At 65.3% G+C, this 9,189-nt stretch carries 9 protein-coding genes and 1 pseudogene; 5 read left to right on the top strand and 5 right to left on the bottom strand.

Annotation, left to right across the window (positions count from 1 at the left end; genetic code table 11):
- A pseudogene (locus A5699_RS30005) lies at positions 1 to 188 on the top strand (hypothetical protein); the annotation flags it as partial.
- Positions 189 to 206: 18 nt separating this feature from the next.
- Here A5699_RS30005 and A5699_RS20670 read toward each other — a convergent pair.
- Genes A5699_RS20670 through A5699_RS20650 form a run of 5 tightly spaced genes read right to left on the bottom strand, consistent with a single transcriptional unit; the run spans position 207 to position 4,972 of the window.
- Positions 207 to 1,433: a hypothetical protein gene (locus tag A5699_RS20670; RefSeq protein WP_067773127.1), complete on the bottom strand. Its 1,227-nt coding sequence runs from the start codon at positions 1,431 to 1,433 to the stop codon at positions 207 to 209.
- Positions 1,423 to 1,866 (bottom strand): carboxymuconolactone decarboxylase family protein, encoded by a 444-nt coding sequence (locus A5699_RS20665; RefSeq protein ID WP_064884702.1) that lies wholly within the window; start codon positions 1,864 to 1,866, stop codon positions 1,423 to 1,425. Before A5699_RS20665 ends, A5699_RS20670 begins: the two co-directional genes overlap by 11 nt.
- A gap of 9 nt (positions 1,867 to 1,875) precedes the next feature.
- Positions 1,876 to 2,733 (bottom strand): NAD(P)-dependent oxidoreductase, encoded by an 858-nt coding sequence (locus A5699_RS20660; protein ID WP_067773124.1) that lies wholly within the window; start codon positions 2,731 to 2,733, stop codon positions 1,876 to 1,878.
- Positions 2,730 to 3,482 carry an SDR family oxidoreductase gene (locus A5699_RS20655; protein WP_067773121.1) on the bottom strand — a complete coding sequence of 251 codons (753 nt, stop codon included), beginning with the start codon at positions 3,480 to 3,482 and terminating at the stop codon, positions 2,730 to 2,732. The genes A5699_RS20660 and A5699_RS20655 overlap by 4 nt, the downstream gene beginning before the upstream one ends.
- A gap of 20 nt (positions 3,483 to 3,502) precedes the next feature.
- On the bottom strand, positions 3,503 to 4,972 hold the full coding sequence (locus A5699_RS20650) for an aldehyde dehydrogenase (protein WP_067773118.1): 1,470 nt from the start codon (positions 4,970 to 4,972) through the stop codon (positions 3,503 to 3,505).
- 188 nt (positions 4,973 to 5,160) lie between these two features.
- On the opposite strand from A5699_RS20650, the gene A5699_RS20645 reads away from it, so the two are divergent.
- Genes A5699_RS20645 through A5699_RS20630 form a run of 4 tightly spaced genes read left to right on the top strand, consistent with a single transcriptional unit; the run spans position 5,161 to position 9,180 of the window.
- Positions 5,161 to 5,769, top strand: coding sequence for a TetR family transcriptional regulator (locus A5699_RS20645; RefSeq protein ID WP_067773115.1), 609 nt, complete (start codon positions 5,161 to 5,163; stop codon positions 5,767 to 5,769).
- On the top strand, positions 5,769 to 6,971 hold the full coding sequence (locus A5699_RS20640) for a cytochrome P450 (RefSeq protein WP_067773111.1): 1,203 nt from the start codon (positions 5,769 to 5,771) through the stop codon (positions 6,969 to 6,971). Before A5699_RS20645 ends, A5699_RS20640 begins: the two co-directional genes overlap by 1 nt.
- A gap of 32 nt (positions 6,972 to 7,003) precedes the next feature.
- Positions 7,004 to 7,831, top strand: coding sequence for an SDR family oxidoreductase (locus tag A5699_RS20635; RefSeq protein WP_067773108.1), 828 nt, complete (start codon positions 7,004 to 7,006; stop codon positions 7,829 to 7,831).
- Complete coding sequence (locus A5699_RS20630; protein WP_067773105.1) at positions 7,828 to 9,180, top strand: cytochrome P450; 1,353 nt, start codon at positions 7,828 to 7,830, stop codon at positions 9,178 to 9,180. Before A5699_RS20635 ends, A5699_RS20630 begins: the two co-directional genes overlap by 4 nt.
- Positions 9,181 to 9,189 lie beyond the last annotated feature (9 nt).

The following is a 9,189-nucleotide window of genomic DNA, read 5'->3' as shown; positions in this document are numbered from 1 at the left end:
GGTGCACTAAGCTAAGGCATCACCGCAGGTCAACGCGCCGCCGCTCTCGAAAACAGGCCAAAGTGACCCAACTCGGGAAGGAGGAGTTCGTGTGGTCGGTCGCCTACGACTGGGGAAACCTCAACTTCGGCATCCGTGAGAAAGAACGGTGCCTGACCGGCATCTCGGTGGAGCGGGCGAAATCGTGACGCCGCGCGTGGACGAAATCACACCACGGTCAGCGGCAGCGACTTCCTCGGCTCGAACACGAACGACGCCCCACCGCTGAACTTCGTCACCGCGACCTCGTCCAATTCCTTTGCCGCGGTCTCGGTTTCGATCACCCGGGCGGTCCATTCCGTATCCGTTCCGATCACCTCGACGTCGAGGTGCGGGTCGACAGCGGCGACTATGGCCTGCAGCGGCCGGGTCTCGGCCGGCCCGGTCAACGCCACCCACGCCCCATCCTGGTGGGCTGCCGAACGCCGTACCGACACCGTGTCGGGACCGAACTCCGCACTGACGTAGGCCGCCGGATTGAACAGCGGATGCAGCTCCAGCACCCGCACCGCCCCTTCGATTCCGCCGGGCAGGTCCAGTGCCCGGTGGATCCGCTCGGCACCGAGCCCGGCCACGCCGATCAGCTGTTTGGTACAGATATCGGTGGCCAGCGCGGTGTCGGCCCCGGCTCGCGCGCCGACCGCAAGAATGAACGACAGGTTCAGCAGGTGCATCTGCAGACACACTTCGTCGGCGATCCGGACCAGCGCGGAATGGGAGAACGCCGCAAAATCGAAGTCCGACAACAGCGGTCCCGAGTAGTCGGCCGCGCCCTCGTCGGAAGTATCGATCGGATCCAACACCGTTTGGGCAGCCAGCGTCCGGCCGATCACCTCCAGTGCCGGGATGTCGTCGACCTCGGGGTAGGACTCGTCGATGATGACGGTCCACGCGCAGTGCGGGTGCCGATCGGCGGGTGTGCGGGGTGGCCGGTGAATCGGGCGCACCTGGCACTTTCGGTTGGTGGCCAGCGCGGTGGCGTCGAACGTCGGGTCCTCGATGTCGTGACACATGCCGCGCACGTAGTCCTCGCCCATCGGTTCGACATCGAGTAGGGCCCCACAGTGATCGAGGTGAAACTCGCCGTGCCAGCGGTCATGGACGGTGTAGCGGAAATCCATGAACTGCGGCGGGGCACCGATGTCGAGTTGCAGCCCCTTGAAGATGGTGATGATGTCGACGCCCTCGTACTTGAGCGCCTTCTGCATCCGCCTGGTGTAGATCGGGCTGGAGGCCGCCCACTCCTCGATCGCGATCTGCAGCATTTCCGGTCGGCCGAAACTGCTGATGCACCAGGCCATCCCGGAGCGGTCGATCATCTGCCCCATGAGCAACAGCTCGGGGACCAGCGTGACCAGCTGCTCGCGGGTCAGCGAGGCGTACCTACTTGTCATCGAGCTCGCTCCCGGTGTTCATCTTGACTGCGGCATTCACGTTGGCCTTGCGGTCCTCTGCCAGCCCCTTCTCGGCGGCCTTGCGGCGCTTGGCCACCACCTTGGACACCGTGCCGTTGAGGCCGGACCCGAGGGGGAAGCCGAGGTACTGGGTGAGGAAAATCGCGATGTCCTTGAGCTCCTCCTCGGTGAACTCACCGTTGAGCAGCGCGGCGTTGACCTGGATCTCGGCGAGGTCCTGCGAACCAACTGCGGTCACCGCCGACAGCGTCATCAGCCGCTTCTCCCGCATTGACAGGCCGGGCTTGCTCCAGATGGTGCCGAAGAGATGGTCAACCGTCAGATCGAAGTACGGATCGCCTTCGATGTTGGGCATCTCCCAGCCGTAGACCTCGTTCATCTTGGCCAGACCCTTGGCGCGCAACTCGTCCATCGAAAGCTCCTAGTCGTTCTTGTGCGGTACGCCGAGGCCGTCGGCCAACCTCTGCAAGGCCACCTGGGCCAACGGAAGATCCACTCCCACAACGTCCCCCAGCCCCAGCGCCAGGCTCAGGTCCTTCTCCCCCAGTCCCCGGGTGTGGGTGAAGGCGTCGTAGAGCCAGTGGTCCGGGGTGAGTTCGGCCATGTTCTCCCGCACGATGATCGCACCGGGCCCACCGGTGAGCGCATCGGTGTGCCGCACTACCCGGCCCAACGCACCCAGGTCCAGCCCGGCCGCCTCGGCCAGCTTCATCGCCTCACACGCCGCGGCATACGAGGTGAAGGTCAACATGTTGCGGGCCAGCTTCATCCGGGTGCCGGCACCGGGCTCACCGGCGTGGATCACCATCGAGCCGAACTGTTTGAGGGCCGGCTTGATTCGTTCGTAGACGGGTCGCTCGGCCCCGACCATGACGGCCAGCTCGCCCTTCTCGGCCGCTGCGCCACCACCGCTGACCGGGGCGTCGACGATGTGAATGCCGTGGGCCTTGTACTGCTCGGCGAGTTCGACGGCGGTGGTGTCGCTGATCGTCGAGTGGATCACGATCACGGTGTCCGGCTTGGCTTTTGCCGCCAATTCGGCCACGACCGACCGCACCTGCTCGTCGTTGAGCACCGTGATGCTGATGATGTCGGCCTGAGCGACATCGGCCACGTCATCGGCCAGGGTGGCGCCCAACTCGGCCAACGGTGTCATCGCGTCGACCCGCACGTCGTACACGATGAACCCGCCCGGCCACTCGGCCAGCCGCTTGGCCATCGGGGCACCCATGTTGCCCAGACCGATGTAGCCGTACTTCACGTCTTCCGGAGTCGTCATGACCGGATGATCTGTCCGCCGTCGACATTGAAGATCTGCCCCGTGATCCACTTGGCCTGATCACTCAGCAGGAACAGACACATCCCGACCAGGTCCTCCGGCTGGCCCATGCGGGACAACGGGATTCCCTTGACGATGTCGTCCACCATCTCCTTGGGCGTGGTGGTGCGGTTGGCCTCGGTGTCGATCGGGCCGGGGGCGATGGCGTTGATGCGGATGTTCTGCCCGCCCAGCTCACGGGAGAGCTGCTGGGTCAGACCGTTGATGCCCACCTTGGCCAGACCGTAGTAGTTGGCGTAGAGCCAAGCCGCGGTCGAGGACTGGTTGACGATCGCGCCGCCCCCACGTTTGGCCATCTTGCGGTACACCGCGCGGGTGCACACCAGCGCACCGTCGAGGTTCACGCTCATGAACTTCTTGTAGTAGTCCCAGTCGACGGTGAGCAGGAAGTCCAGCTTCATCCCGCCGAAGATCGCGGCGTTGTTCACCAGGTAGTCGATACCGCCGAACTCCGAAAGCGCCTGGGCCGCCATGTCCTTGGCCGAGTCGATGTCGGAGACGTCGACGCGCACCGCCAGGGCGTTGCCACCCTCGCCCTTGATGCCGTCGACGACCTTCTGCGCACCTTCGGTGTTGATGTCGGCCACCACCACCGCGGCACCCTCGCGGGCGAGCGCCTCGGCGTAGGCCTGGCCGATACCGCCACCGGCCCCGGTGACGATGGCCACCTTGTTGTCGAACTGTCCCACTGCGGTTCTCCTCTGTTCGCCTAGTTCGCGAGCGTCGCGATGCACTTGATTTCGGTGTATTCCTCGAAGCCGGCCAGGCCCATCTCGCGGCCGACCCCGGACTGCTTGTATCCCCCGAAGGGGGCATCTGCCGAGTACCAGATGCCGCCGTTGACGTTGACGGTGCCGACGCGCATGCGGGACGCCACCGCCTGGGCGCGGGCGTCGTCTCCGGAGAACACCGTGCCGGACAGTCCGTACGGCGAATCGTTGGCGATCCGCACCGCATCGTCGTCGCCGTCGTGCGCGATCACCGTCAGCACCGGGCCGAAGATTTCCTCACGGGACACCCGGGCGTTGTTGTCGAGACCGGCGATCACCGTCGGCTCGATGAAGAACCCGGTGTCGAGATCGGCGGGACGTCCACCGCCGCAGGCGAATCGGCCGCCCTCCTGCAACGCGAGATCCAGGTAGGACTGCACGCGGTCACGTTGACGTGCCGAGATCAGCGGGCCGCACACGGTGCGCTTGCTGTTCGGGTCCCCCGGCTTGATGCCGCCGAGCGTCGCCGCGGCCGCTTCGACCGCCTCGTCATAGCGCGCCCGTGGCACCACCAGACGAGTGGTGATCGCGCAACCCTGCCCGGCGTGCATGGCTACCGTGAAGGCCGCCATCGAGCAGGCCCCGGCCAGGTCGGCGTCGTCGAGCACCAGGAAAGCCGACTTGCCGCCGAGTTCCAGGAACACCTTCTTGATGGTCACGGCCGCATCGGTCATCACGGCACGTCCGGTCGCGGTGGAGCCGGTGAACGACACCATGTCCACCCGAGGGTCTTTGGACAGCAGAGCGCCCACCGAGTGATCGCTGGAGGTGACGATGTTGATGACGCCGGCCGGGAAGTCGGTCTGCTCGGCGATGATCTGACCGACAGCGGCGGCCGCCCAAGGGGTGTCGGGCGCCGGCTTGAGGATCAGGGTGTTGCCCGCGGCCAGGGCCGGGCCGACCTTGGCCAGGTTGATCTGGTGGGGGAAGTTCCACGGGGTGATGGCGCCGACGACGCCGACGGCCTCACGGGCCACCACGCGATTGGTCGGAATCCCTTGTGGAGTGGCATGTCCCAGATCGGTACGCCACTCGTAGTTCTCGGCGGTGTCGGCGGAGAACGCCAGATCGTCGATCGGGCCTTCCAGCTGCGCGCCCGCCGTGAGCATGCGTGGGGCGCCCACCTCGGCGATGGTGAGTTCCCGTAGCTCCTCGACGTTTTCGCGCAATGCGTCCCGCAGCTGCCGCAGGCAGCGCACCCGCAGTGCGTGGTTCGTCGACCAGTCGGTGTCGTCGAACGCGCGACGCGCCGCTTCGATGGCATTGCCCATGTCCTCGGCGTTGGCATCGGCAGCGACGCCCAGCACCTCTTCGGTGGCGGGGTTGACGGTCTCGAATGCTCCGCCGCCCCCGGCGACGAGCTTGCCGTCGATGAGCAGTTGACTCTGGCGATCGGCCAGTACCGACATGGGTGAACTCCACTCAGAATGTTCTGGACAACTGTCCGGCTGTCTCGGCTCGAACGATAGCCGCAGACGATGTCGGGCCGCAAGGGCGCATCCGTTTCCAGCCGCAACCGCCGCAGAACACGCAGCTCACCGCCGCCTTTGCCAATCCACACTTGCTCAACCTCGGCATCGTCGGATAACTTGGACATGTGTCCAGCGATGCCGTGTCCGCAGTCACAGAACCCGCCCCGGAGGCAGGCAAGGAGGCGCCGCGCAACCGTCGTCAGGAAGAGACCTTTCGCAAGGTCTTGACCGCCGGCATCGAAATGTTGCGCGAATCGTCCTATGCCGATCTGACGGTGCGTGCGGTCGCCGCGCGCGCCGGGGTCGCGCCGGCCACGGCGTACACGTACTTCTCGTCGAAAAACCATCTGATCGCCGAGATGTACCTGGACCTGGTCAATCAGGTGCCGTACTTCACCGACGTGAACGACTCGATGACCACGCGAGTCGACAAGGCGTTGCGGGCACTCACCCTCGTCGTCGCCGACGAGCCCGAAGTGGCCGCCGCGTGCACCACCGCTCTGTTGGGCGGGGGCACCGACCCCGCGGTCCGCAAGGTGCGCGATCGCATCGGCGCCGAGATCCACAAACGCATCCGCTCGGCCGTCGGGCCGGATGCCGATTCCCGCATCGTCTCCGCCCTGGAGATGACGTTCTTCGGCGCCCTGGTCAACGCGGGCAGCGGCGCCTTCACCTACCGCCAGATCGCCGACCGACTGACCTACGTCGTCGGCCTCGTCCTGGGAGAGCACTGATGAGCTTGGACATTGTCAAACCGATCCTCGACCCGTACGACTACGACTTCCACGAGGATCCGTACCCGTACTACCGCCGGCTGCGCGACGAGGCGCCGATCTATCACAACGAAGAGCTCAAGTTCTGGGCGTTGTCGCGGCACAAGGACGTGGTCGCCGGTTTCCGCAACAGTGTCACGCTGTCGAACAGGCACGGCGTGTCTCTGGATCCGATCTCACGCAACGATGAAGCCCATCGGGTGATGTCGTTCCTCGCCCTCGACGATCCCGGCCATCTTCGGCTACGAACCCTGGTGTCCAAGGGTTTCACCCCGCGGCGCATCCGCGAGCTGGAGGGTCGCGTCACCGAGATCGCGGTACAGCACCTGGACGAGGCACTACAGAACAACACCTTCGACTACGTCGACGACTTCGCGGGCAAGCTGCCGATGGACGTCATCTCCGAGTTGATGGGTGTGCCGGAGGAGGACCGGGTGCGCATCCGCGCCCTGGCCGACGGGGTCATGCACCGCGAGGACGGCGTCGCCGACGTGCCCGAATCCGCGATCGCCGCGTCCGGTGAGCTGCTGGTCTACTACGCCGACATGGTCAAACAACGCCGCAAGGCGCAAACCGCTGACCTGACCTCAGCGCTGGTGGAGGCCGAGATCGACGGAGATCGGCTCACCGACGACGAGATCATGGCCTTCCTGTTTTTGATGGTCGTCGCCGGTAACGAGACGACGACGAAACTGCTTGCCAATGCCGCATATTGGGGTTTCAAGAACCCGGATCAGCTGGCTCCGGTGTTCGACAACCACGCCTTGATCGTGCCGTGGGTCGAGGAGACCCTGCGCTATGACGCCTCCAGCCAGATCCTGGCGCGGCTGGTCACCGAGGACCAGACGTACTACGACACCACGGTGCCGGCCGGCGATGTGCTGGTGCTGCTGATCGGCTCGGCGAACCGAGACGAACGCGTCTTCGAGAACCCTGATGACTACCGGATCGATCGCGAGATCGGCCCGAAACTGGTGAGTTTCGGCAGTGGCGCCCACTTCTGCCTCGGCGCGCATCTGGCGCGCATGGAGGCCCGGGTGGCACTGACCGAGCTGTTCAAGCGAATCCGCGGATATGAGGTGGACGAGGCCAACGCCGTCCGCGTCCACTCGAGCAGTGTCCGCGGATTCGCTCACCTCCCGATCACCGTCCAGCCCCGCTGAACCCCCTCGACCACCGCTGAAAGGCCTTCCGAATGCCCCGTTTCGACCCCCTCCCCGACCGTCGCCCCGCCCTGGTCGCCGGCGCCTCGTCCGGAATCGGCGAAGCCACCGCGATCAGGCTCGCCCGTAACGGCTTTCCCGTCGCCCTCGGTGCTCGCCGGGTGGAGAAACTGCAGGAGATCGTCGACAAGATCCGCGCCGACGGCGGTGAGGCCATCCCCGTGCACCTCGACGTGACCGACCCCGACTCGGTCAAGGCCGCCGTCGAGCAGACCACCGCTGAACTCGGCGACATCGAGGTACTGGTCGCCGGTGCCGGCGACACCTACTTCGGCAAGCTCGACTCGATCAGCACCGAGCAGTTCGACTCCCAGATCCAGATCCATCTGATCGGAGCCAACCGGTTGGCCACCGCGGTACTGCCCGGCATGATCGAACGCCGGCGCGGCGATCTGATCTTCGTCGGATCCGATGTGTCCCTGCGTCAGCGCCCGCACATGGGCGCCTACGGCGCCGCCAAGGCCGCTCTGGTCGCGATGGTCAACAACTATCAGATGGAGCTGGAAGGCACGGGCGTGCGCGCCTCGATCGTGCACCCCGGTCCGACCAAGACCGCCATGGGTTGGAGCCTGCCCGCCGAGTTGATCGGCCCGGCCCTTGAGGATTGGGCCAAGTGGGGTCAGGCTCGCCACGACTACTTCCTGCGCGCCGATGACCTCGCGCGGGCCATCGCCTTTGTCGCCGAGACACCCCGCGGCGGCTTTATCGCCAACATGGAACTCCAGCCCGAAGCTCCGCTCGCCGATGTCAAGGATCGCCAGAAGCTCGCGCTGGGCGAAGAAGGGATGCCAAACCAGTGACTGCCCTCAAGGAAGTACAACGCGTCTCGGGTGGCGAGGAAGAACACGGCCACCTCGAGGAATTCCGCACCGACCCGATCGGCCTGATGAAACGCATCCGCGAGGAGTGCGGTGACGTCGGCTGGTTCCAACTCGCCGACAAGCAGGTGGTGCTGCTGTCCGGTGCCGAGGCCAACGAGTTCTTCTTCCGCTCCAGCGACAGCGAACTCAACCAGGCCGAGGCCTACCCGTTCATGACGCCGATTTTCGGTGAGGGCGTGGTGTTCGACGCCGACCCCGAGCGGCGGGCCGAGATGCTGCACAACACCGCACTGCGCGGTGAGCAGATGAAGGGTCACGCGGCCACCATCGAAAACGAAGTCCGCCGGATGATCGAAGGATGGGGCGAGAGCGGGGAAATCGACCTGCTGGAGTTCTTCGCCGAACTGACCATCTACACCTCGACGGCCTGCCTGATCGGTCTGAAGTTCCGCAACCAGCTCGACTCCCGGTTCGCGAACTACTACCACCTGTTGGAGCGCGGCACCGACCCGCTCTGCTACGTCGACCCGTACCTGGACATCGAGAGCTTCCGAATCCGTGATGAGGCCCGGGCCAACCTGGTCGAGCTGGTGCAGGAAGTGATGAACGGGCGAATTGCCAACCCGCCCACGGACAAGAGCGATCGCGACCTGCTCGACGTTCTGGTCTCGATCAAGGACGAGGAGGGCAATCCGCGCTTCTCGGCCAACGAGGTCACCGGCATGTTCATCTCGCTGATGTTCGCCGGGCACCACACCAGTTCCGGCACCTCGTCGTGGACGCTGATCGAACTGCTGCGCAACCCTGAGTTCTACGCCAAGGTGCAGCAGGAACTCGACGACCTCTACTCCGATGGTCAGGAGGTGAGTTTCCATGCGCTGCGCCAGATTCCGAACATCGACAACGCGCTCAAGGAAACCCTGCGCCTGCATCCGCCGCTGATCATCCTGATGCGGGTGGCCCAAGACGAGTTCGAGGTGGCCGGCTACCCGATCCACAAGGGCCAGATGGTGGCGGCCTCCCCGGCGATCTCCAACCGCATCCCCGAGGACTTCCCGGATCCGGACGCCTTCGACCCCGATCGCTATGTGAAGCCGCGTCAGGAAGACCTGATCAACCGGTGGACCTGGATCCCGTTCGGCGCCGGCCGGCACCGTTGCGTCGGGGCCGCGTTCGCCCAGATGCAGATCAAGGCGATCTTCTCGGTTCTGTTGCGGGAGTACGAGTTCGAGATGGCTCAGCCGCCCGAGAGCTACCGCAACGACCATTCGAAGATGGTCGTCCAGCTGGCCCGCCCGGCCAAGGTCCGCTACCGGAAGCGAGTCTAGGAGAGCACC

This window comes from Mycobacterium sp. E802, assembly GCF_001666875.1.
In the GTDB taxonomy this organism is placed as follows: Bacteria; Actinomycetota; Actinomycetes; order Mycobacteriales; family Mycobacteriaceae; genus Mycobacterium.
This window is presented reverse-complemented; position numbering and strand designations above follow the sequence as displayed.

Bases quoted from the DNA above. Each gene is read 5' to 3' on its own strand.
- A5699_RS20665 (WP_064884702.1), bottom strand. From the start codon at position 1,866: ATGGACGAGTTGCGCGCCAAGGGTCTGGCCAAGATGAACGAGGTCTAC.
- A5699_RS20635 (WP_067773108.1), top strand. From the start codon at position 7,004: ATGCCCCGTTTCGACCCCCTCCCCGACCGTCGCCCCGCCCTGGTCGCC.
- A5699_RS20640 (WP_067773111.1), top strand. From the start codon at position 5,769: ATGAGCTTGGACATTGTCAAACCGATCCTCGACCCGTACGACTACGAC.
- A5699_RS20650 (WP_067773118.1), bottom strand. From the start codon at position 4,972: ATGTCGGTACTGGCCGATCGCCAGAGTCAACTGCTCATCGACGGCAAG.
- A5699_RS20670 (WP_067773127.1), bottom strand. From the start codon at position 1,433: ATGACAAGTAGGTACGCCTCGCTGACCCGCGAGCAGCTGGTCACGCTG.
- A5699_RS20660 (WP_067773124.1), bottom strand. From the start codon at position 2,733: ATGACGACTCCGGAAGACGTGAAGTACGGCTACATCGGTCTGGGCAAC.